The sequence below is a fragment of the Sulfurimonas sp. genome (assembly GCF_016744025.1).
Lineage (GTDB): Bacteria > Campylobacterota > Campylobacteria > Campylobacterales > Sulfurimonadaceae > Sulfurimonas.
On the sequence record NZ_JADGFC010000018.1, the window covers coordinates 1 to 22,730 of the forward strand.

General features: G+C 31.9%; 17 protein-coding genes and 1 tRNA gene. 10 read left to right on the forward strand and 8 right to left on the reverse strand.

Annotated features, from left to right (window positions below):
- Positions 1-123 precede the first annotated feature (123 nt).
- Positions 124-213, reverse strand: a tRNA-Ser gene (locus QZZ48_RS04445).
- A gap of 97 nt (positions 214-310) precedes the next feature.
- On the opposite strand from QZZ48_RS04445, the gene QZZ48_RS04450 reads away from it, so the two are divergent.
- The gene (locus QZZ48_RS04450; RefSeq protein WP_294962374.1) at positions 311-934 is read left to right on the forward strand and encodes a transglutaminase-like cysteine peptidase; all 624 of its coding nucleotides are present in this window, start codon (positions 311-313) and stop codon (positions 932-934) included.
- On the opposite strand, the gene pyrF is transcribed toward QZZ48_RS04450, so the two are convergent.
- The 7 genes from pyrF to QZZ48_RS04485 all read right to left on the reverse strand — a co-directional run bounded on the left by pyrF (position 931) and on the right by QZZ48_RS04485 (position 10,438).
- A complete protein-coding gene (gene pyrF, locus QZZ48_RS04455) occupies positions 931-1,614 on the reverse strand; it encodes an orotidine-5'-phosphate decarboxylase (RefSeq protein WP_294962376.1) in 684 nt (227 codons plus the stop codon). The genes QZZ48_RS04450 and pyrF overlap by 4 nt on opposite strands.
- Before the next feature lie 40 nt (positions 1,615-1,654).
- A complete protein-coding gene (locus QZZ48_RS04460; protein ID WP_294962378.1) occupies positions 1,655-3,781 on the reverse strand; it encodes a methyl-accepting chemotaxis protein in 2,127 nt (708 codons plus the stop codon).
- A gap of 139 nt (positions 3,782-3,920) precedes the next feature.
- Positions 3,921-5,870, reverse strand: coding sequence for an acetate--CoA ligase (acs, locus tag QZZ48_RS04465; protein ID WP_294962380.1), 1,950 nt, complete (start codon positions 5,868-5,870; stop codon positions 3,921-3,923).
- The gene (locus QZZ48_RS04470; RefSeq protein ID WP_294962382.1) at positions 5,871-6,488 is read right to left on the reverse strand and encodes a 3'-5' exonuclease; all 618 of its coding nucleotides are present in this window, start codon (positions 6,486-6,488) and stop codon (positions 5,871-5,873) included.
- Complete coding sequence (locus tag QZZ48_RS04475) at positions 6,488-8,302, reverse strand: putative nucleotidyltransferase substrate binding domain-containing protein (RefSeq protein ID WP_294962384.1); 1,815 nt, start codon at positions 8,300-8,302, stop codon at positions 6,488-6,490. The genes QZZ48_RS04470 and QZZ48_RS04475 overlap by 1 nt, the downstream gene beginning before the upstream one ends.
- A gap of 141 nt (positions 8,303-8,443) precedes the next feature.
- Positions 8,444-10,123 carry a cation acetate symporter gene (locus tag QZZ48_RS04480; protein ID WP_294962386.1) on the reverse strand — a complete coding sequence of 560 codons (1,680 nt, stop codon included), beginning with the start codon at positions 10,121-10,123 and terminating at the stop codon, positions 8,444-8,446.
- Positions 10,124-10,438, reverse strand: a complete 315-nt coding sequence (locus QZZ48_RS04485; RefSeq protein ID WP_294962388.1) for a DUF485 domain-containing protein — start codon at positions 10,436-10,438, stop codon at positions 10,124-10,126. It lies immediately after the preceding gene.
- Between the two features lie 290 nt (positions 10,439-10,728).
- On the opposite strand from QZZ48_RS04485, the gene QZZ48_RS04490 reads away from it, so the two are divergent.
- The 9 genes from QZZ48_RS04490 to QZZ48_RS04530 all read left to right on the forward strand — a co-directional run bounded on the left by QZZ48_RS04490 (position 10,729) and on the right by QZZ48_RS04530 (position 22,605).
- The gene (locus QZZ48_RS04490; protein WP_294962389.1) at positions 10,729-11,472 is read left to right on the forward strand and encodes a (Fe-S)-binding protein; all 744 of its coding nucleotides are present in this window, start codon (positions 10,729-10,731) and stop codon (positions 11,470-11,472) included.
- The gene (locus QZZ48_RS04495; RefSeq protein WP_294962390.1) at positions 11,473-12,846 is read left to right on the forward strand and encodes a lactate utilization protein B; all 1,374 of its coding nucleotides are present in this window, start codon (positions 11,473-11,475) and stop codon (positions 12,844-12,846) included. It begins immediately after the preceding gene.
- Positions 12,836-13,417, forward strand: coding sequence for an LUD domain-containing protein (locus QZZ48_RS04500; RefSeq protein WP_294962391.1), 582 nt, complete (start codon positions 12,836-12,838; stop codon positions 13,415-13,417). The genes QZZ48_RS04495 and QZZ48_RS04500 overlap by 11 nt, the downstream gene beginning before the upstream one ends.
- A gap of 35 nt (positions 13,418-13,452) precedes the next feature.
- Positions 13,453-15,654 (forward strand): ABC transporter substrate binding protein, encoded by a 2,202-nt coding sequence (locus QZZ48_RS04505; RefSeq protein WP_294962393.1) that lies wholly within the window; start codon positions 13,453-13,455, stop codon positions 15,652-15,654.
- 2 nt (positions 15,655-15,656) lie between these two features.
- The gene (locus tag QZZ48_RS04510; protein WP_294962395.1) at positions 15,657-16,298 is read left to right on the forward strand and encodes a response regulator transcription factor; all 642 of its coding nucleotides are present in this window, start codon (positions 15,657-15,659) and stop codon (positions 16,296-16,298) included.
- Positions 16,299-16,411: 113 nt separating this feature from the next.
- Positions 16,412-17,485 (forward strand): TRAP transporter substrate-binding protein DctP, encoded by a 1,074-nt coding sequence (dctP, locus tag QZZ48_RS04515; protein ID WP_294962397.1) that lies wholly within the window; start codon positions 16,412-16,414, stop codon positions 17,483-17,485.
- A 131-nt stretch (positions 17,486-17,616) separates the two neighbouring features.
- On the forward strand, positions 17,617-18,225 hold the full coding sequence (locus QZZ48_RS04520; RefSeq protein WP_294962399.1) for a TRAP transporter small permease subunit: 609 nt from the start codon (positions 17,617-17,619) through the stop codon (positions 18,223-18,225).
- Complete coding sequence (locus tag QZZ48_RS04525; RefSeq protein ID WP_294962401.1) at positions 18,222-19,586, forward strand: TRAP transporter large permease subunit; 1,365 nt, start codon at positions 18,222-18,224, stop codon at positions 19,584-19,586. The genes QZZ48_RS04520 and QZZ48_RS04525 overlap by 4 nt, the downstream gene beginning before the upstream one ends.
- Positions 19,587-19,767: 181 nt before the next feature.
- On the forward strand, positions 19,768-22,605 hold the full coding sequence (locus QZZ48_RS04530) for an FAD-binding and (Fe-S)-binding domain-containing protein (RefSeq protein ID WP_294962402.1): 2,838 nt from the start codon (positions 19,768-19,770) through the stop codon (positions 22,603-22,605).
- Positions 22,606-22,730: the final 125 nt, after the last annotated feature.

The window sequence follows — 22,730 nt, forward strand, 5'->3', positions numbered from 1 at the left end:
CGGATTAAGTAAAAGTTTGAAGCTAAACTTAGTAGATTATTATCTTGTGAATTATAAGAAAAAGTAGAAAATTATGCACCCGTTTTTTTAATTAAGTCAGGTTTTAGGGGATTATTTCTTCAATGGTGGAGAAGGAGAGATTCGAACTCTCGGTACAGTTACCCATACGCATCCTTAGCAGGGATGTGGTTTCAGCCGCTCACCCACTTCTCCGTTTGAAGACGGGAATTATAATCGGTTTTGTATAACAATTAGCTTAAATCAAAGAAGTTTATATTATAATTTTTAAAAGTACCAAAAAGGATAGGATATGAAACTCTTAACATTACTAATATTTGCTACTTTACTAGTTGCAGACACATATCCAAACTTCACAAATAAAGATTATATACACATTCAAAACAAAGCTGGAAAGATAGCAAAAAATAGAGCACAGGATTATCAAAAAACTATAGCTTCACTAAAGAAGATGCCAAAGAGCAAACAACTTGCAAAGGTAAACTTCTACTTAAATCAACTTCTGCCACAGTACGATGATGTTATTCAAAAGCAAGAAGATTACTGGGCAACTCCAAAAGAGTTCCTTATGACTGGTTTTGGAGATTGTGAAGACTATGTAATCATCAAATACTTTTCTCTCTTAAAGCTTGGCTTTGACAAAGACAAACTTTTCTTTACTACTGTAGATGAAAAGTACATTGGTGGTTATCATATGGTTTTGAGTTATTTTGAAAAAGAAGGTGAATCTCCTCTTATTTTAGACAACCTAAGTTTTAGGATACTAAAGCTTGAGACTAGAGAAGACTTAGATGTAGATGTATTTATAAATGCAGATGGAGTTTATAAAATGAATAAAAAAAATAAACTTAGAAAAATACAAGATTACTCTCCTAAGTTCAAAGATCTTCTTAGGAAAGTAAAAAAGGAAAGCTAAATTGTTGCTAAAATCTTAACAACAACTTCTGCTGGATTCTGTGCTTGATAAATCGGACGACCAACAACTATAAAGTCAACCATAGCACTCTTAGCAAATGCAACGTCAGCAACTCTTTTTTGATCTCCAGCGTCTTCACCAAAAGGACGAATGCCAGGAGTAAGAGTCATAAACTCTTTAGAAGTGATTCCTTTTATAGACTCACTCTCATAAGCTGAACATACAACACCATCAAGTCCACTATCATAAGCATCTTTTGCAAACTGGTCAGCCTTAGATGCAATGCTCTTCTCATAAACCTCAACAAACTCTTCTTCACTATACGATGTAAGAGCCGTCACAGCCAAAACTATAGGTCTAGTAGGATAAGAGATCAGTCTATCCATTACGCCACTCATAGCACGTTTACCGGCTGAAGCATGAACATTAAACATATCAACACCAAGTCCCATAATAGACTCGGCAGCATCTGCCATAGTATTTGGAATATCATATAATTTCAAGTCTAAAAATATTTTAAAATCAGGATTAATTTTTTTGATAGCGAGTAGAAACTCTTCGCCATCACGGATATAAGTACGAAGTCCGACTTTAAGCCAAACATCATACTCCTTTATCTTTTGGATAAGGTCTAAGTTTTCTTCTTTTGTAGGTAAATCAAGTGCTACACATAACTGCATCTATACTCTCTTTGTTTTATTTATGAAAGTATAACAAATATTAAGTTTTAAATAACTCTAATTGATTAGTTAACTTATGTGTCATATTTGTTAAGTGAGCAACTGCATCTGTAATTTCATGAACACTCTCTCCATTTGAAATAGACAAATCATTGATATTATCAATTTTTTTAGAGATATGTTTCATATGTTCTCCAGCCTTTTCAAAATCATCAACACTCTTATCACTTGCAAGTGTAGCTTGGTTTACTATCTCTGTAGTTGTGTTGATTTTTACTTCAACGTTTGTCGATACTACTGCTAGTTCTTCCATCTGTTTTGAGTTTAAACTCATACTGTCACTAGCTGAGTGAGTAGCTTGAACAATTAAGTTAATCGTTGCATTAATCTCTGATAATGATTTTTGTGTTCTTTCTGCAAGTTTACGAACCTCATCAGCAACAACTGCAAATCCACGTCCATGTTCCCCTGCTCTAGCTGCTTCAATAGCCGCATTTAAAGCAAGTAAATTTGTTTGGTCTGCTATATCAGAGATAACATTTAGGACATCTTTTACTTGTTCACTATCGTGAGATAGAGATTCTATCTTCTGTGCTAATTCAACTTCAGACTCTGCACTTCTTTGTACCTTGTTTGTAAGGTCTATAATCTCTTCTCTTGCATCATTTAACATGTTACTAGCTTCTAAGATTTCTTGTTTACTAGTTTTTGAATCTTCTATAGCTCTCATGATTTCTTCTATCATCTCAGATGTACTTGTTGTAGTTTCATCAATAATTTCTACTGAAGTATTAACATTTTTACTAACGACATGAGATGTAGTAGATAACTCTTGTGCTACTGAAGCATTTTCAATAGCTCCACGTCTTGCTTCATATATTAGAGTATTTAAAGACTCCATAAGTGAGTTAAATGCACAACCTATTAGGGATATCTCTTTAGGAGTATTTGTATCAATTTTAATAGTTAAATCTTTGTCTTTAGAAATCTTACTCATTACCTCTTCAAGGTTTACAATATGATTAGTTATTCCATTTCTAACTAATATATAAACCGTTATCATGAAAATCACTAATACAATAATTACTGAAATAATTACTTTAAAAATAATATCATTAATGTTTTGAACTGAGTCATCTTTTATCTTTTGTATTTTTGGTTTTATACTCTCAATCAAATCTTGTTTATATACTCCTGTTCCTACAACCCATCCCCAAGGTTCAAAGAGTTCTACATATGAAATCTTCTCTTCTGCTTTATCTGAACCTGGTCTTGGCCATAGATAATTAACATAACCACTCCCTTTTTCAGTTGCTACTTTAACAAACTCCAAAAACACATATAGACCATTTTTATCTTGAAGTTTTGAAAGGTCTTTACCATTAAGTTCAGGTTTAATAGGATGTTCAACAATAACAGCTTTTAAATCATTTACCCAGAAATATCCATTTTCTCCATATCGCATCTGAGATATTATTTTAAGAGCATCTTGTTTGATTATACTTACTCTATCAGATGTATATTCCCCTGTTCCGATAACCCAGTTAAAAGGCTTAAACAATTTTACAAAAGATATTTTCTCTTCTGCTACTTTTAAACCTGGCTTTGGCCATACATAGTTAACAAAACCACTTCCACTATTTTTTGCAACATTTACAAATTCACTAAAGAGTTTAACTCCGTTATTATCTGCTAAAGTAGATAAGTTTATACCATTTAATGCTGGTTTTATAGGGTGGTCAATTACCACTGCATCTAGGTCATTTATCCAGAAGTATCCATCATTTGCATATCTTGTTGTACTAATAATACTTTTGATGTGATTTTTAAGTTCTTTATTTGAAAGTCTATCTTTATTTTTTTTGTATTCACTCTCAACGATAAAGAAAAGTAGTTGCATCTGCTGAGTTAAACCATTAGCAACTTCTTTTTTAACATTTTCAATTGATGTTTTTTTAGAAAAAGAGTTTAATGTTTTGACAACAATAGAAGTAAATACTTTTAACTCTTCTTTTTTTACATCGTATGTTTCATTTGTATAGTTTTGTATATTTTTATCTGTAGAGTTATGCAGTTCATTTACAAATTGTGCGGCAAGCGCTATCGATAAAAAAAACATTGCTACAAATATAAGAATTTGCAATCTCAACTGGATAGATACTTTCATGTTATAACCCCTAATATTTAATACAAAGAGTATATCTATATTAATCTTAACGACTATTTAATGACTTTTGTTTTATTTTAAGATGAGAAGATAAATTAAGGAAAGTTAGTCTGGATGTAGGGTGGAAAAGTAGGAAAACCTACTTAACCATTTCTTCTATTTGAGCAACTATACCTGGATCTTCTAGAGTAGAAATATCCTGAGTAATTTTCTCGCCTTTAGCTATCGCACGAAGGATACGACGCATGATTTTACCTGAACGAGTTTTTGGAAGTCCTGGAGCAAATACTATATCATCACAAAGAGCGATACTACCAATCTCTTTTTTGATTATATTGTTAATAGCTTTAACTTCTTCAACTTCATCAGCAACACCTTCATCACACTTAAGAACGATGTATGCAAAGATACCTTCACCTTTAATTGGATGTGGTTTACCAACAACTGCAACTTCAGCTACATTATCATGCTTCTTAATTGCAGCTTCAACTTCAGCAGTACCAAGTCTATGTCCAGAAACATTCATAACATCATCTGTACGACCAGTAATAGTTATGTATCCATCTTCATCATAAACAGCACCGTCACCTGAAAAGTAAACTGGTTTACCGTCTTTTTCAACATCTCCGAAGTATGACTTAATATATCTTTCTTCATCACCCCAAACACCACGAATTTGAGCAGGCCAAGGCTTAGTAATACACATATAACCTTTTTCACCAACTCCAACTTTTTCACCTGTAGCAGGATTTAAAATCTCAGCCATTATTCCTGGCAGTGGTAATGTAGCACAGCCTGGTTTGATAGGAGTAGCACCTGGAAGTGGAGAAATAACATGTCCACCAGTCTCAGTTTGCCAATATGTATCAACGATTGCACATTTACCTTTACCAACTTCTTCATAGTACCATTTCCATGCAGGTGGATCAATCGGTTCACCAACAGTTCCAAGAACCTTTAGTGACTTCAAGTCATACTTAGATGGTTCATGCTCACCAGTTTTATGTAGTACACGAATTGCAGTAGGAGCAGTATAAAATTGATTAATTTTATGATCTTCAACCATTTTCCATGGACGACCAGAGTCAGGATAAGTAATAACACCCTCAAACATCATAGTAGTGGCACCCATTGCAAGTGGACCATAAACTATATATGTATGTCCTGTAATCCAACCAATATCAGCAGTACACCAAAAAGTATCATTTTCTTTAACGTCAAATACCCATTCCATAGTCATTTGAGCCCAAAGAATATAACCAGCAGAGTTATGTTGAACACCTTTTGGTTTACCAGTTGATCCTGATGTATAAAGTAAGAAAAGAGGATCTTCACTATCCATAACTTCAGGTTCACACTTAGATTTCTTTTGAGAAATCATTTCATTGTATGAATAATCTCTTCCAGCAACCCATTCTACATCTTCATGATTTCTTTGAACAACTAGTACTTTCTTAACAGGTGTTTTACCTGTAAGTGCAGCATCAACAACAGGCTTTAGCATATATGGTTGTTCTTTTCTAAAAGCACCATCTGCTGTAATAACAACCTTTGCCTCTGCATCTTCGATTCTATCACGTAGTGCTTCAGAAGAGAATCCACCAAATACAATAGAGTGTATTGCACCAATTCTTGCACAAGCTAACATTGCATAAGCAGCTTCAGGAATCATTGGCATATAGATAACAACTCTATCACCTTTTTTTACATGAAAATCTTCTCTTAAAAGATTTGCAAATCTATTTACATGTTTATATAAATCTAAATAAGTAATAGTCTGAACATCACCTCTATCACCTTCAAAAATAATAGCAGCTTTATTTTTACGAACATGTAAATGACGATCAATACACTGAGCAGAAACATTAAGTTTTCCACCATCAAACCAGTTAACAAATGGAGCTTTACTTTCATCTAAAACATTACTAAAAGGCTCAATCCAATCAAGCTTCTCTTTTGCAGCATCGCCCCAAAAACCTTCATAATCTTCAGTCGCATAATCTTGTAAAGCTTGATACTCACACATATTTTTAATACGTGCATCTTTAGCAAACTCTCTGTTTGGTTTAAAAACTTGTTTTTGTGACATTTATCTTTCCTTTGTTAGTTTTAAATATATCATTGCTGTCATAATAGCGTCATTAACAGCATTATGTGCACCCATATCTGGGATATTACATTTTTGTAAAATAGTGTCGAATCTTAAATCAACATTGCCTTGCGCAACTGATGAAATAGTTTTATCGTAATAGATTTCAGATACCTCTATCTTTTTATTCGGTAGAGTTATTCCCAACATTGGCTTTATATACTTATTTATCATATTTACATCAAATTCTAAGTAATATCCAATTAATGGTCTAGAACCAATAAAATTTAAAAACTCTCGTATAGCAACTTCAGTAGATTCACCATTTTCTAAATCTATTGGGCGAATTCTGTGTATCTCTATACTTTTTGAGCTAATTTCACCAGTATTTTTAATAAATACTTCAAAAGTTTGTGAAGTGATAATTTTATTATCTTTTATCTTAACGGCACCTATAGAGAGTATCTCATCTTTTTTAGGATTTAGACCTGTTGTCTCTGTATCAAAGACAACATATTCACCGCTATTATCTTCCTCAAATAAAAACTCAAATTCTTTTTCTTTGAGCCTTGAACGATTGGACTTAGCTTTTAAATTAGAGATAAAAGAGAAAAACATTAAGCAACCATATTTAAATGAAAGTGAAAACTCATAAATTTCTTAAACTTATTTATAACTTTAAAACTGTCTTTTAGTAAATCTCTTTGAATCTTTTCAAGATTTTTAGGATTTATATAATTGCTATCATCAATAGTTTTCGCTTCCAACATAGCTGTTAAACGAATAGAACTAAGAGTATCAAAACTCTCAATAAGCTCAGTGGCAAAATTCTTATCGATAACACCTTTATTGTTGAGTTCTTTAATTCTCTCTATTGTGTTTGTTTGCGTAATTTCATACTGCAAACAAAGCGTTCTTACTCCATGAACAAGTGCGAATGCTCCTCCTTTTTTAAGATCTAATTTATTTTGATGCTCTTTTTCTAACACAAAACCTGAGAAAAGTGAAAGAGGAGTATCAAAATTAAGTACAGCTTTTGCAACATGCGCTAAAACATCATCTCTTTTACGAAAATATTGATGGAGATATCTAATTAGTTCATGAAGAAGCTCTTCATCTCCACCAACAGATTTAGCATCTACAAATATACTAAGATTTTGTACATCAGAGTCGCTCATACTGCTAGACCATTCATTAATTAGCTTTTTATATCCTGAGACATTTCTACGCCAAAACTCATTACTTACCATTACATTTCCTAGACAGACTGGAAAACCTAATTCTAGCAAGTAAGAGTTAACTTTCATCATTGGTTCGCGATAAAGTTCAATATCTACACCATCTTTTACAATTAGTGCATTATCTTGATCTGATTTAACTGTTTGCTCACTTCTGCCTTCACTTCCCATAACGACTAGTGAACAGTTTTTTTGTAATTCTTCATCAACACACATATTGAAAACTTTTCTATATACTTTGAGATTTAAAGTAGATACTAACTTAGTTATATATCTAACTTTTACACCCTTAGCTCTAAGTGTAGTAATAAGATTTTTTAAATCATCTTGTAAAAGCTTTAAATCATTTATATTTTGAGCTTTATCAATCTGAACAGCTACAACATGGGAGTGGTTTGCAAAATAACTTAGTAGGTCTAGCTGTTCTAGGACTCCTACTATTTCACCCTTTTTCGTTACAACCACTCTCTTTATTTCACTATGCGTCATGATTAAAAGTGCATTAAATAAAAAATCGTCTATTTCTATACTGATAAGCCCTTTTGTAGATATCTTTGATATATCTTCATTGATATCAACTCCACCTAAAAGAACATGTTTTCGTAAATCAGTATCTGTTACTATAGAGTGATCTACTTCATTTTTAACAATGATAACTTTTGCTTTTAAGTTTTCTCGTGTTTGAAGGGCTTCCAAAATACTTTTAGAATGTTCAATTACACAAGCCTTATGTAAAAAGATATCTGAAACTCTACCTAGTAAAAATCCAGATAAATCATTTTGCATGTCATGATTTTTAAGATGCTGATGACGTGTAACAAAATCTTGTAAGAAATAACTCTGTACTCTTTTATTTTGCATCAACTCTAAAAAATCATCTTTTTTTATCTCATAACAGATAAGATCTTCATCAACTATAAATTTCCCTTTGCATGTTCCATAGATAAGAGCATCTGAATCAAAAGTATCCCCATGAGAATAAACATTATTCACTTCATCATCAATTAGCTCAGTAACAGAACCTTTTATAATAATATAAAAAGCGATTGAAGGTAGATTTTTAGAGAGGAGTAGAGTATCCTTTGGATAATACGAGATATCTATTTTATTTATAAGATTATCAAGTGTGGTTGCACTCAAGAGTTCAAAAGGGTGTATTGACTCAATAAGTTTTCGCTGATCTAAAATACTCAACTTTGTAACTCCTTAATATATATTACAAAATGAAGAAAACCTCTATTTGTCGTCTCAAACAATAGGGTTTTCTTCAACAGAAAGAATTAGAATTTCTTGTTCGATGCAAGATGAAGACAAAATATCTTCATCTTAAAAAAACTAGTGCTCAGAAGCACCTTCTGCACCGATACCAGTTTGACTTCTAATATATTGAGCTTCGAATGCTTCTCTTTCTTTTTCAGCGTCATGTGAGCTGTCAGTAATAGAGAAGAACCAGATACCAACAAATGATACTGTTACAGAGAATAAAGCTGGATATTTATAAGGGAAAATTGCTTCTGCATTTCCTAAAATATCTACCCACACAATTGGACCTAAAACAACAAGTGCAACAGCAGTAGCAAGACCTAAAGATCCACCAATTACAGCACCACGAGTTGTAAGTTTACTCCAGTACATTGAAAGGAATAAAATTGGGAAGTTAGCAGATGCTGCAATAGCAAAAGCAAGACCAACAACGAATGCAATATTTTGTTGTTCAAACGCAATACCCATAAGAATAGAAACTAGACCAAGACAAACTGTAGCAATTTTAGAAACTTTCATTTCCGCCATACCGTCAGCTTTACCTTTTTTGAAAACAGAAGCATAAAGGTCATGACTGATTGCAGATGCACCAGCTAATGTTAGACCAGATACAACAGCTAAAATAGTTGCAAATGCAACAGCTGAAATAAAGCCTAGGAAGAAATCTCCACCAACAGCGTGACTTAAGTGAATTGCAGCCATGTTCTTACCACCCATAATTGGAGAACCACCACTAATCGCTTGTTTAGCCATATCTAGGTATGCAGGATTTTGAAATACCATAACAATTGCACCGAAACCGATGATAAAAGTAAGGATATAGAAATAACCAATAAAACCTGTTGCATAAAAAACTGATTTACGAGCTTCTTTTGCATCACTTACTGTAAAAAATCTCATAAGAATATGAGGAAGACCAGCTGTACCAAACATTAGTGCAACGGCTAAAGAAATTGCTGATATAGGATCACTAACAAGTCCACCCGGGCTCATTATGTCTAGAGTTTCAGTATTTCTCATCTCAACTGCTTTTGCAAAAAGAGCACTAAAGTCAAAATCAAAGTGTGACATAACAGCTACTGCCATGAATGTTGCACCTGAAAGTAATAAGAAAGCTTTAATAATTTGTACCCATGTAGTAGCAAGCATACCACCAAAAGTTACATAAAGAATCATCAATACACCAACTAAAACAACAGCGATTTCATATTCAAGACCAAATAAAAGTTGAATAAGTTTACCAGCACCAACCATTTGAGCAATTAGATAAAGGATAACAGTTGCAATCGAACCAGCCGCAGCAAGTGAACGAATAGGAGTTTGACGTAATCTATAAGATGCAACGTCAGCAAAAGTATATTTACCTAAGTTTCTTAAAGGCTCAGCAATCATGAAAAGAATAATTGGCCAACCAACTAGAAAACCAATTGAGTAGATAAGACCATCATAACCTTTTAAGTATACAAGACCTGAAATACCAAGGAACGATGCTGCTGACATATAATCACCAGCGATAGCCATACCATTTTGGAAACCTGTGATTCCACCACCAGCAGTGTAGAAATCTTTTGCAGACTTAGTTCTTTTTGCAGCCCAGTAAGTAATACCTAATGTACCACCAACAAATAATAAGAACATAACGATAGCAGACATATTAAGTGCTTGTTTTTCAACTTCACCTTCGATAGCTCCACCTGCAAATACAGCAACTGTTCCCAGAATTAAAAATAAAAATATTCTATTCATGTTCATTTAGTCTTCCTTTATAGATTGTTTGATTTTATTACTTAAATCATCAAACTCACCGTTTGCACGTTTAGTATATATACCTGTTAGAACGAATGCAAATAAAATAATTGCAATACCGATAGGTATACCGACAGTTGTAACTGAATCAGGAGATAGAGGAGTCCCTAGTGCTGATGGGTTGAATGCTATTGTCAAGATAAATGTAAAATACACTACTAACATAGCAATTGACAGTTTTATAGAAAAACCTGTTCTTTTAGATATTAGTTCTTGATAATCAGGATTCGCTTTGATTTGATCCACGAGTTCTTTATTCATATTTCTTCCTTATCGAATGAATTTAACACTCCAATAGTAGAACATTAAAATAGCATGAACGTAGCAATATGAAAATTCAAAGATTTGTATTGAGTTTTGTTGGGAAGTGTTAACTTTTGTAACATATACTTATTATAATAGATGTTTTATATATAACTTCTTTCCCCATAAGAGAAACTTATGTGATTTTTTATAGTGAATACTCCAAGAAAAAGCATAGTATTTATGAATATCATATAAATATTATGTGCTTATAATATAATAGTGAAAATTAATTATTGGAGTGCATTATGAAAATAGGCTTATTTATCCCTTGTTTTATGAATGAACTATACCCCGAAGCCTGTGTTAGCACACTTAATGTCTTAAAAAATCTAGATCTTGATGTAGATTACCCACTAAATCAAACGTGCTGTGGACAAGCAATGGCAAATTCAGGATGTTCAAACGAGGTTAAAGATTTAGCACACCGTTTTGTTGATATTTTTAAAGAATATGATTATATTGTAGCTCCTACTGGATCATGTGTAACAATGGTAAAAGATCATTACGCTCCATTTTTTAATGATGATCCCGCATATAACAAAGTTAAAAACTCTATTTATGAAATATGTGAATTTTTACATGATGTTATACAAGTCAAAGAGTTTAATGTCTCATTTAAGCATAAAGTAGGACTTCATAACTCTTGTCACGCGCATAGAGCTCTTAATCTTGCAACACCAAGTGAACTTAATATAAATTATAACTCTAAGTTAAAAAATCTATTAGGCATGGTAAAAGGTTTAGAACTTGTTACCCTTCAAAGAGAAGATGAATGTTGTGGTTTTGGTGGTACATTTAGTGTAACTGAACCAGATATTTCTACTGCAATGGGAAAAGATAGAATTAGTGACCATATAAATTCTGGAGCTGAGATAATGACAGGTGTTGATATGTCATGTCTAATGCATATGGAAGGACTTATAAACAGAGACAATAAACCAATAAAAGTTATGCATATAACGCAAATCTTAGCTGGAGAGGGAGAGTAAATGTCAAACCATCCACAAGAAGCTGCAAAATTTGTAGCAAATGATGAGAGAATGCATTGGCATGACAAAGCTTTATGGTTTGTTAGAGAAAAAAGAGATCTTGCTAGTAAGTCTATTCCTGAATGGGAAGAGCTTCGTAGCGTTGCTAGTGAAATAAAAACTCACACTTTAAGTAAACTAGATTATTACTTAGAAGAGTTTGAAAAGAATGCAACTCAAAAAGGGATAACTGTTCACTGGGCTAAAGATGCACTTGAACATAATGAAATAGTATATTCACTCTTAGAAAAAAACAAAGTTAGCAAAATAGTAAAATCAAAATCTATGCTAACAGAAGAGTGTCATCTAAATCCTTATCTTGAAGAAAGAAATATAGAAGTTATAGATACAGACTTAGGTGAAAGGATTGTTCAACTTAGAAATGAGCCTCCATCACATATTGTTCTTCCTGCGATTCATTTAAAAAAATCTGAAGTATCTGAGACTTTTGTTGAAAAACTTGGAACAGAAAAAGGAAATGATGATCCCACATATCTTACTCGTGCAGCAAGAGCAAGTCTTAGAGAAGATTTTTTAGATGCAGGTGCTGGTCTGACTGGTGTAAACTTTGCAATTGCGCAAACTGGTGGAGTTGTTGTTTGTACAAATGAGGGGAATGCAGATATGGGAGCATCTTTACCTAAGCTTCATATTGCAAGTATGGGAATAGAAAAGATAATCCCAAAACTTGAGCATCTAGGAGTTTTTACAAGACTTTTAGCTAAAAGTGCAACAGGTCAACCAATCACATCTTATACTACACATTTTCATGCACCAGTAGTAGATGGAGAGATGCATATAGTAATTGTGGACAACCAAAGAACTCCATTTTTAGCTAGCAAAGATTACAACAAAGCATTAGCTTGTATAAGATGTGGTGCATGTATGAATACATGTCCTGTTTATAGAAGAAGCGGTGGTCACTCTTATGGTTATGTAATACCTGGACCTATTGGTTCAACTCTTGGCAACTTTAAAGATCCAAAAGCAAATAAGACTCTACCTTTTGCTTGTACACTTTGTGGATCATGTACAAATGTATGTCCAGTTAAAATTGATTTAGACACTCAACTCTATACACATAGACAAGATTTAGGTGCACAAGGTCTACTTAGTAAGCAAAAAACTATCTCTATGAAAATAACAGCTAAATTGATGCAACATCCAAAGCTTTTTGATTTCTTTGGAAAAACTATAAGAAAGTTAGTGCCTATGCTTCCAAAGTCTATTGTATATAGTAAATATAATATTTGGGGACAGACAAGAGATTTACCAAAAATGCCAAAAAATTCTTTTAAAGAGTTATATAAACAAGGATTAAAAGATGAACTCTAAGCAATATATATTAAACAGTATAAAAAATACAAATATTATCAAAGAGACTCCATGTCCACAAATACCTGATTTTGGAATTGTTTATGAAGATAAGTTTGAGCAATTTGCACAGATAATCAAAACAGTTGGTGGAGATGCCTTGGTATGTAAAAAAGAAGATTTAGACAAAACTATCGCTTCTTTATACGAAGATGAGAAAGTCATATCTTCAAATGTAGATGGATGTACTTTAGGAAACTTTAATACAGATGTTGATGATCCTCATAAGTTAAAAGATATAGATTTAGCTATTGTAAAAGGAGAGTTTGCAGTTTCTGAGAATGGAGCTGTTTGGATTAAAAATGAAGACAATAAACATAGAGTTTTATACTTTATAGCTCAAAATATTGTAATAGTTGTTCAAAAAGATAAGATAGTAAATAACATGCATGAAGCTTATGAGAATATAGACTTCTCAGATGCAGGTTATGGAGCTTTTGTAAGTGGTCCATCAAAAACTGCGGACATAGAACAGTCTTTAGTTATAGGGGCTCACGGCCCAAAATCAGGATATGTTCTTTTTGTTGAATAATGATATAATAACTTAAACTACCTAAGGTGTTATATTTGCTAAAAATTATTTTAGTTCTACTATTTATCAGCACATATCTTTTTGCTTCAAATCAAAAAGATGTGCTTCTCCTTCATTCATATCATAAAGGTTATAAGTGGACTGACGATATAACCAAAGCCATAGAAAGAAAATTCTTAGTACATAAAGATATAGAGTTAACTACTACTTATATGGATACAAAAAGAGTTAACAATCCTCAATATTTAAACAGACTAGAAAACCTTTATAAAGAACAATTTAAAAATAGAAAATTTGACCTTATCATTGTAAGTGATAATACAGCCTATGAATTTGTACTAAACAATTATAAAAACTTATTTGATGGTTCACCAGTTCTATTTTGTGGAGTAAATAATTTTGATAAAAAATTAATTCCGCAAAGTATAAAAAATAAAATTAGTGGTGTAGTAGAACAAGTAGATATAGAAAAGAACTTCCAACTCATAACCCAATTACATCCAAATTTAAAAAATCTTATAATCATAAATGACAAATCAAAAACAGCACTAGAAATAAAACAATCTCTAACTCCAATTATAAAAAAGTATCAAAAAAAATTAAATATTGAATATATAGACAATATGAATATTAGTGATATTCAAGATAAGGTGTCAAATTTAAATCCAAAAGATAGTGCAATACTGTTTTTATTGCTATTTAAAGATAAGGCGGGAAAGCATTTTACATATAAGCAAAGTTTTTTAAATATTAAAAAAGCCAGTAAAGTGCCTATTTACGGCCTGTGGGATTTTTATCTAGATTATGGAATAGTAGGTGGGCTTTTAACTTCTGCAAATGCCCAAGGTGAAGCTACTTCAAAAATGGCAATAGACATCTTACTAAATAATGAAAATGTCCGAGATATTCCGATTTTATTAAAATCTCCAAATAGATATATTTTTGATGATAAAGAGCTAAGAAAGTTTTCAATTGATGTATCAAAAGTATTGGGTGATTATTATGTTATAAATATTCCAAAAGCTTTTTATGAAAAACACACCGAATTATTTCTTATTTCTCTTTTAGTTATTGTTGTACTTAGCTTGATAGTTTTAGCCATGAGAGCAAATATACAAAAAAGAAAAAAACTTGAAAAAGATTTACTAAATCAACTTAAGTTTGAAAAAGTCTTACTTGACACTTTACCAAATCCAATTTATTACAAAGATAAAAATGGTATTTTCATAGGTTGTAATGATGAATTTTCCGAATTAGTAAGAACATCAAAAGAAAATATTATAGGTAAAACTGCTTATGATTTTTTTCCTTTTGAGATAGCCCAAAAAAACAGTAAGATAGATGAAGAAATACTGCAAACCCATCAAAAAAATATATCAGAGTTTGCAATTAACTTTGCTAATCAAAATATGAAGTACATTATCATAAGTAAATCTATATATTTAAATATAGATGGAAGTATTGGTGGAATAGTTTGTATCATGGATGATATAAGTGAGAGAATACAACAAAAACAATTTTTAATCCAACAAAGTAAATTAGCAGAGATGGGAGATATGGTTGCTGCTATTGCTCATCAGTGGAATGAGCCTTTAGTAGAACTTTCTGCTCAGATACAAGATATACAAACATCAGCTATGTTAAAAGAGCTTGATAGGGTTAATATAGAAGAGTTTGTTCATGACTCCATGGTTCAAATAAAATATATGTCAAAGACTCTATATGACTTTAGAAATTTTTTAAAACCTTCAACTAAAAAAGTTCTGTTTTCTATTCGAAATTCTTTTGATGAAATTTTTGAAATTATGGAAAGACAAATATTTTATTCAAACATAAAACTTAGCGTAAACTATAAGGACTCAAAGAGTAATTTTTTAATTTTTGGTTATGAAAATGAATTTAAGCAGGTTTTACTAAACATAATTAATAATGCAAAAAATAAGATTCTAGAAAACAGGCCAAATATGCAAAATGACGGTGAAATAGTTATAAATATTTCTCAATCATACAAATATAATAAAATAGAAATTATTGATAATGCTGGAACAATTGAAAAAAATATAATAAATTCTATCTTTAACCCATACTTTACTACAAAGAAAGATGGGACTGGAATAGGTCTTTATATGGCCAAAGTAATAGTAGAAGATAAGATGCAAGGTAAAATATCTGTAAAAAATTATGATGAGAATGTTATATTTACTATTAGAATGCCGCATAACAAACCAGAGGAGTAGAAATGAAAATTTTACTATTAGAAGATAATAAAAAATTAAATACTACTATTGTTAAAAGACTACAAATCAAAGGTTATAAAGTAGATGGTTTTATAGATGGAAAAGAAGCCTATGATGCTATTACCGATGGTTATAACTGTTTTGTGCTTGATATAAATGTTCCAAAAATTGATGGTATACAAATTTTAAAAAAAATTAGAGAATCCTATAAAGAAGTACCAGTTATTATCATAAGTGCTACTGTTGAGTTAGACATCATTAGAGAATCCTATGATTTTGGATGTAATGACTACTTAAAAAAACCATTTTTTATAGATGAGCTCGAAATTAAGATACAAAGACTCTGCAAAGTAAGTAATGAAAAGATCAATTTTGATAGTGATTGTTGTTTTGATTATAAAGATAGCATAGTTACTATTAGTAACGAGGATGTTAGACTTACGAAAAAAGAGAGACTTCTTTTAAATCTTTTACTTATAAATAAAAACCAAGTAGTTACCTACGAAGCCATCGAAAACTACGTCTGGGAGGGCTCTTTCGTCTCTTTAGAATCCATAAGAAGCTTAGTCAGAAGGCTTAGAAAAATCCTTATTAATGATTATATACAGACTGCAGTTGACACGGGCTATATATTTAAAGCATAGAGCATATATGAAACATATTGTAAATTACTTACGAAATGACCATGAAATATCATGTTATTATCATACTTACTAGTTAGACTGTTATTGATAGTAAATTAATAAAAGGGTTAAACATGAAAATGTTAGGAAAAACGTCAAAAGTTCTTTTAGCTGCAGTATTAATTACGGGCTTAAGTGCATCAGCGATGGCAAAAGATAAGGTTTACAAATGGAAGTTGGCTACTACATGGGGTCCAACACTTACACCATTTATTGATGCGCCAAAGAATATGGCAAAGATGGTTAAAGAGATGTCTGATGGTAGACTTATCATTAGAGTAGATGCTTCAAATAAGCATAAATCTGCATTTGGTATTTTAGATATGGTTAAAGGTGGTCAGTATGACATGGGTCACTCAGCATCATATTACTGGAAGGGTAAAGATATAAATACTCTACCATTTAGTACTATGCCGTTTGGTATGACTACACCTGAGCAAAATGCTTGGTTCTACTATGGTGGTGGAATGGAGTTAATGAAAAAGGTTTACAAGAAGCACAAGGTTCTAGCTTTCCCTGGTGGAAGTACTGGAAATCAAATGGGTGGATGGTTCAAAAAAGAGATCAAATCAGTTAGTGATTTAAAAGGTCTTAAAATGAGAATTCCTGGTTTTGCTGGTGAAATTATGGCTAAGTTAGGTCTTACTGTTACAAACATTGCTCCGGGTGAACTATATACATCACTTGAAAGAGGTAATATCGATGCTCTTGAGTGGGTTGGACCAGGAATGGATATCAAAATGGGATTTCATAAAGTTGCTCCATACTACTATACAGGTTGGCATGAACCAGGTTTAGATTTACAATTCTTAGTAAATGAAAAGAAGTTCAATAAACTTCCAAAAGATTTACAAGCAATTTTAATAACTGCAATGAAAGTTTCTGCTACTGATATGTACACTCAAAACTACGATATGAGTGCAACAGCATGGGCTAAAATGAAAAAAGATTTCCCTAAGATCAAAGTTCAAACTTTTCCAAAAGAAGTTATGGATGCTATGAAAGCGACTAACAAAAAGTTAAGAGCTGAAATTACTAAGGGTAAACCTTTACTAAAAGAAATTTTAGATTCTCAAGCAGCTTATCAGAAAAAAGTTAGAGAGTGGACTAAAATGTCTGACTTTTTATACTTAAAAGATAACTTATAAGATTTTAAAAGTCTTAAAACTTCCTTATATGGGGAGTTTTAATATAATAAGTCAGATAAATATAATATGCTATATTTATCTGACTTATTTAAAGAGATTTATCTCTCTTAAAATATAATGAAGGATAGTCAATGCTGTTAAAACTAGAAAAAGGGTTTGATAAATTTGCTGATTATATCGGGATTGTAGTTGCTACCGCTATGGTTTTAATGATTTTGAATGTGTTCTATGATGTTGTACTGAGATACTTTTTGAATAGTGGAAGTATTGCAATGCAAGAAATGGAGTGGCATCTTTTCTCAGTAATTATATTACTAGGAGTTTCTTATACTCTAAAAGAAGATGGTCATGTTAGAGTAGACTTAATTTACGACAGATTAAGCACTAGAAAAAAAGCAATGATAAATATGCTTGGAGCTGTATTTTTCATTATGCCACTTGCTCTATTGGTAGGAATAAGTTCTATAGACAATGCAGTAGAAGCTTATGTATCAATGGAAATAAGTGGCGATCCGGGGGGATTACATTATAGATGGATAGTAAAAGCTCTTATTCCATTGTCTTTTTTACTATTAATCATTACAAATATAGGTTTTTTTATAAAAAACTTAAATGCTTTTAAAGGTTTGCATCCATTTCCACAAGATGGATTACACCATGATATAGACAATATAAGACATGCTCTAGAAGAACATAAACATCATATAGTTGACATAGATGAAAAGGGAGAAACAAAATGATTGGTATAGTAATGTTTTTTACAGCACTTCTTATGCTGCTTATAGGTTTTCCTGTAGCATTTACATTTGGTGCTGTATCTGTAGCCTTTGGAATGGTTGCTGGGATAATGGAAATAGGCTTTGATTCAGGTATTGTAAATGCTTTAGTCGAAGGATTTGGCGAAGGCGTAGCAATGTTCGACTTTATGCCTTTTAGAATTTATGCAATTCAGCAAAGTACTATTTTAATGGCAATTCCTATGTTTATATTCATGGGGATTATCCTACAAAAGACAGGTCTTGCTGAAAAGTTACTTGAATCAATGGGATTTTTATTCGGAGAGATTAGAGGTGGTGTTGCTATCTCAACTGTTTTAGTTGGAGCACTGCTTGGAGCATCTACTGGTGTTGTAGGAGCTTCTGTTGTTGCTATGGGTGTTATTTCACTTCCTGTTATGTTAAAGTATAAATATAGTACAGAATTAGCCACAGGAACTATATGTGCCTCTGGTACATTAGGTCAAATTATACCACCATCTATTGTTCTTATCATTTTAGGTGATGTTTTTCAAGTTCCAGTTGGTGATTTATTTCAAGCCGCAATTTGGCCAGGTCTAACTCTTGTTGCTTCATACATATTATTTATATTAATAATTGCATATTATAAAAAAGATCTTGCACCAGCTATTCCAGCTGATCCAAGTAGAGGTAATAAAAGAAAGCAAGTAATAAGAGCTTTATTTGACATCATACCGTCGTTGACTCTTATAATTTTAGTATTAGGTTCAATCTTTGCAGGTGTTGCTACGCCGACAGAATCATCAGCAGTTGGTTGTTTAGGAGCAATATTCCTTGCTATTATTTACCAAACTTTTTCAATAGACATGGTTAAAGAAGCTGCATTAGAATCTGTGAAGATTACTTCTATGGTTTTTGGTATCTTAATAGGTGCAACGGCATTTTCAATGGTATTTTCATATACTGGTGGAGACGAACTAGTTGAGCATTTTATGACTAACTTACCAGGTGATGATAAATTAGCATTTATATTCTTTACAATGCTTGCTATTTTAGTATTAGGATTTTTTATTGATTTTGTTGAAATTTCATATATTATCGTTCCTATCTTAGTTCCAATTTCAGAAACTTTAGGGATCAATCCGGTTTGGTTTGCTATATTAATTGCGATGAATTTACAAACATCATTTTTAACCCCTCCATTTGGGTTTAGCCTCTTCTATTTAAAAGGAGTTGCCCCAAGTAATGTTAAAACTGTTCAAATTTATAAAGGTGTATTGCCATTTATCGCAATACAAGCTTTAATTTTAGCAATAGTTGCTGTATACCCAGAGTTCTTTGGTATATCTTCAACCTTAGAGTAACAAAAAGAGTACCTTATGTTTGAGTTTTTAGAATTAATAGAAAATATAGTATTAAAAACATCAGATGTAATGTACTCGTTTATAAACGACCCGCAACAAAGAATCTACACAGTTCCTCGACTTGAATAACCTTATTAAAATACTAATTACAACAAAAAAATAATTTTAAAGAGGATAAGAAATGTTAGAGGAAAAATACATAGTATTTCATGAAAGTATAAAAAATATAATATCAAAAGAGAATCTTTTTACAGATAAATTACATAGATTAACTTATGGTACAGATGCATCATTTTATAGACTAATACCAAAGATTGTTATAAAAGCTGATAATCCACAAGAGGTTCAAGCTATTATAAAATTGGCTTATGAATTAGAAATTGCTTTAACATTTAGAGCTGCTGGTACTTCACTATCAGGTCAAGCAATCAGTGATTCTGTTTTAGTTATAACTTCAAGAAAATTTACTAACTTTAAAGTAGCAGATGATAAAAGTTATATCTCTCTTGAACCAGCACTTACTGGTGAGCAAGTAAATAATATTTTAGCTCCATTTGAGAGAAAAATAGGACCAGACCCAGCTTCAATTAATGCTGCTATGATTGGTGGAATTGCTGCAAATAATGCTTCAGGTATGTGTTGTGGAGTTGCTCAAAACTCTTATAAAACTCTAAAATCTATAAAACTTATTATGGCTGATGGAACAAGACTAGATACTGCAGATGAAGAATCAAAAAAAGCATTTACAGCTAAGCATGAAGATTTTTTACATAAACTAGAAGAGTTAGCTAAGAGAACAAAAGCTGATAAAGAGTTAGAAAAACTTATACATAAAAAGTTTAAGATAAAAAACACTTGTGGTTATTCTATTAATTCACTTGTAGATTATAGCGATGTGTTTGATATATTATCTCACTTAATTATTGGTAGTGAAGGTACACTAGCTTTTATAGAAGAAGTTACTTATTATACTGTTGAAGATTATCCAAATAAAGCAAGTTCACTTATGTTTTTTAGAGATATAAAAGATGCTTGTGACGCAGTAACAAAAATAAAAGTTGCTCAAGATGCAGGTAAAATATCTGTAGCTGCTGCTGAACTTATGGATAACAGAGCTTTAAAAACTGTACAAGATAATGATGGAATGCCTGAGTATCTAAAAGAGTTTGACAATGAAGTTACAGCACTTTTAGTTGAAACAAGAGCAGTTGATAAAGAGAGTCTTAAAACTCAAATAGCCCAAGTGCAAAAATTATTAACTGATTTTGACCCTGCTAGACCTATAGAATTTACAGACGTTGAAAAAGAGTACACACTTTACTGGAAGATTAGAAAAGGTCTGTTTCCAGCAGTTGGAGCAGTAAGAAAAATAGGAACAACTGTTATTATTGAAGACGTTGCCTACCCTATCGAGCATCTTGCAGATGGTACTCCTGAGCTTCAAAGTTTTTTCAAAAAACACAACTATGATGAAGCACTTATCTTTGGTCATGCACTAGAGGGTAACTTTCACTTTGTATTTACGCAAGACTTTAGTGATGAAAAAGAGATTCAAAGATATAACGATTTTATGAATGACATTACACATAGTGTTGCTGTTAAATACCAAGGAAGTCTAAAAGCTGAACATGGTACTGGTAGAAATATGGCAGCTTTTATAGAACTAGAGTGGGGGAAAACTGCACATGGTTTAATGAAAGAGATAAAAAATATTTTTGATGAGAAAAATATTTTAAATCCTGATGTTATTATAAATGATGACAAAGAAGCTCACCTTAAAAACTTAAAACCTCTTCCTGCTACAAATCCAATTGTAGACACCTGTATAGAGTGTGGTTTTTGTGAGCCAGTTTGTCCATCAAACGCTATCACTTTTACTCCTAGACATAGAATTGTTGCAAACAGAGAAATCTCAAGATTAGAAAGAGAAGGTGAGTTTGAAGAAGCAAAAGAACTCAAAGATGCTTATGTATATGATGGACTAGAAACTTGTGCTACTTGTTCTTTATGTTCTACTGTTTGTCCAGTTGGAATTGATACAGGAGCATTAACAAAGCATCTAAGAGCAGAGCAAATCACACCTCTTCAAGAGAAAGTAGCATCTGCTATAGCAAATAACTTTTATAAGACTCTAAGTGGTATTAAAATTGGTTTAGGTGGAGCAAATCTTACTCACTCTATTCTTGGTACTTCTGTAATGGGTAGCTTAACATCTGGACTTAGAAAAATCTCAAATAATTCTATTGCTAAATGGAGTCCTACTCTTCCAAAAGCAAATAAAATAAACCTACATTTTGAGAATATTTCAAGTGATAAAAAAGTAGTTTATTTTCCTTCTTGTATTAGTAGAAGTATGGGACAGAGTAAAGATAATATAGAAAATCAAACTTTATTTGACACTTCTATAGAACTTCTTATAAAAGCAGGTTTTGAAATTATTATTCCAGATACAATTGATGAATTATGTTGTGGTATGCCTTTTTCATCAAAAGGATTTGACACTCAAGCAAAGCAAAAATCTGATGAACTGGAAGCTCAACTTTTAAAAGCAAGTAATAATGGAGAGTATCCTGTACTTTGCGACACTTCACCATGTACAAAGAAAATGATAGATAGTTTTGAGATTGACTTAGATATTTATGAACCTATTGAGTTTGCTTTAGAATTTTTAACAAAATATTTAACATTTGAAAAAACGGATGAACCTATAGCTATTCATAGTACTTGTAGCTCAAGAAAGATGGGACTGCACAAGAGGTTTATAGAGTTAGCGAACATGTGTTCTTCTGATGTAACTTCTCCATCTGAAGTTAAGTGTTGTGGTTTTGCAGGAGATAGAGGATTTAGTCAACCTGAGCTTAATATCTCGGCACTTAGAAACTTAAAACCAGCTCTTAAAAAAGAGATAAAAATGGCATTTTCTACAAGTAAAACTTGTGAAATCGGCTTAAGTGAAAATAGTGGAATAGATTATAACTCTATCTTTTACTTAATAAATAGATGCACTATAGCTAAATAATAAAGTAAGCTCATTTGGGCTTGCTTTATGGCTTATCTATCATGTAATTAAAAAACACAGAATAATAAGCAAATAGACTTATTACTAGGTGGTAATAGCTAATCTATAAACAGTTAAGTCAATTA

Coding starts and splice junctions, on each gene's coding strand:
- QZZ48_RS04470 (WP_294962382.1), bottom strand. CDS start 6,488: ATGTTTTTCTCTTTTATCTCTAATTTAAAAGCTAAGTCCAATCGTTCA.
- QZZ48_RS04460 (WP_294962378.1), bottom strand. CDS start 3,781: ATGAAAGTATCTATCCAGTTGAGATTGCAAATTCTTATATTTGTAGCA.
- dctP (WP_294962397.1), top strand. CDS start 16,412: ATGAAAATGTTAGGAAAAACGTCAAAAGTTCTTTTAGCTGCAGTATTA.
- QZZ48_RS04520 (WP_294962399.1), top strand. CDS start 17,617: ATGCTGTTAAAACTAGAAAAAGGGTTTGATAAATTTGCTGATTATATC.
- QZZ48_RS04530 (WP_294962402.1), top strand. CDS start 19,768: ATGTTAGAGGAAAAATACATAGTATTTCATGAAAGTATAAAAAATATA.
- QZZ48_RS04500 (WP_294962391.1), top strand. CDS start 12,836: ATGAACTCTAAGCAATATATATTAAACAGTATAAAAAATACAAATATT.
- pyrF (WP_294962376.1), bottom strand. CDS start 1,614: ATGCAGTTATGTGTAGCACTTGATTTACCTACAAAAGAAGAAAACTTA.
- acs (WP_294962380.1), bottom strand. CDS start 5,870: ATGTCACAAAAACAAGTTTTTAAACCAAACAGAGAGTTTGCTAAAGAT.
- QZZ48_RS04490 (WP_294962389.1), top strand. CDS start 10,729: ATGAAAATAGGCTTATTTATCCCTTGTTTTATGAATGAACTATACCCC.
- QZZ48_RS04450 (WP_294962374.1), top strand. CDS start 311: ATGAAACTCTTAACATTACTAATATTTGCTACTTTACTAGTTGCAGAC.
- QZZ48_RS04485 (WP_294962388.1), bottom strand. CDS start 10,438: ATGAATAAAGAACTCGTGGATCAAATCAAAGCGAATCCTGATTATCAA.
- QZZ48_RS04510 (WP_294962395.1), top strand. CDS start 15,657: ATGAAAATTTTACTATTAGAAGATAATAAAAAATTAAATACTACTATT.
- QZZ48_RS04525 (WP_294962401.1), top strand. CDS start 18,222: ATGATTGGTATAGTAATGTTTTTTACAGCACTTCTTATGCTGCTTATA.
- QZZ48_RS04480 (WP_294962386.1), bottom strand. CDS start 10,123: ATGAACATGAATAGAATATTTTTATTTTTAATTCTGGGAACAGTTGCT.
- QZZ48_RS04495 (WP_294962390.1), top strand. CDS start 11,473: ATGTCAAACCATCCACAAGAAGCTGCAAAATTTGTAGCAAATGATGAG.